Here is a 947-nt window from a genome sequence, read left to right on the forward strand (position 1 = left end):
TGTTGCAGCCAATCTGCTTTGCTTATTAAAGATTTGAATCTCGACATGCTTTGCTCTCCAATTTGATCAGGTCTGGAGAGTGCATGAAATTAATTGCCGTTCATAGGTGGTAGCGCTGGACGCTTACAATCAATTACTCCCCCAGTCGGGTGCAATGAGCTCAAACCGATGTCAGCAATAGGATCTCCCTGTGCTTGTCGCGCTTTCCAGAAGCTCTCGACGTCCCCTGAAGCAGCATTTGCCCGTTCGGCATCAGTGATTGGAATTGGTTTAGCCTTTGAGCTATGTGCAAGCTGGTTGAAGAGGTATCCAAATCGCCGTTAATGCCGCCAATCCAAAAATAGTTTCCGAAGATATGCCCTTATTTCGGCAATTTGATCAAGGTTTTCATCACTTACCGTGAAGTGAATAGCAACGTTCCCAACGAGAACATGGCTTTTGCATAACGCCAGTTTTCCAGACGAGGTAAGTGGACTGCTCGAACTTACGCAATGCGCTACCCATGACGAATTCAGATCTGTAGGTAAGGACGTCTCTGCTTTCTGAGCAAATACCTCCCACGAATTCGGGTATTCAATTTTTCGATAGACGCGAACAAATCCCCGACTCTGATCGTGTTCAATTACTTGATCCTTGTACGATCCGAGCCCTTTCTGAATGTCACCGAAAAATTGCGGGGCCGTGTATCGCTCGAGTTCTGTATTGCTCAAAAATGTCAGTCGTAGACGCAAGTCATCACTATAGCGATCGATTTTGGGACGAAATTTCCTTAGGGAAAGTGCTACTTCGGGTGCCTTGACGACTAGCAAGACCTCTCGAGAAGACTGATCTAGTCCTGGGAGGCTCTTAAGAGCAGCAAAAAAATCTGCGTCATCTTCAAAATACTTATGGGGTATATCCAATCGAGTTCCATCAGAATAAAGAGTATTCGCGGCTCTATAGAAAAA

The 947-nt window shown here is 45.6% G+C and carries 1 protein-coding gene; it reads right to left on the reverse strand.

Annotated features, from left to right (window positions below):
- Positions 1–320: 320 nt before the first annotated feature.
- On the reverse strand, positions 321–947 hold a 627-nt coding region (locus tag E2I14_RS19540), incomplete at its 5' end, for a hypothetical protein (protein ID WP_206105691.1).

Origin of the sequence: Sapientia aquatica, assembly GCF_004358105.1 — a bacterium.
Taxonomy (GTDB): domain Bacteria; phylum Pseudomonadota; class Gammaproteobacteria; order Burkholderiales; family Burkholderiaceae_D; genus Solimicrobium; species Solimicrobium aquaticum.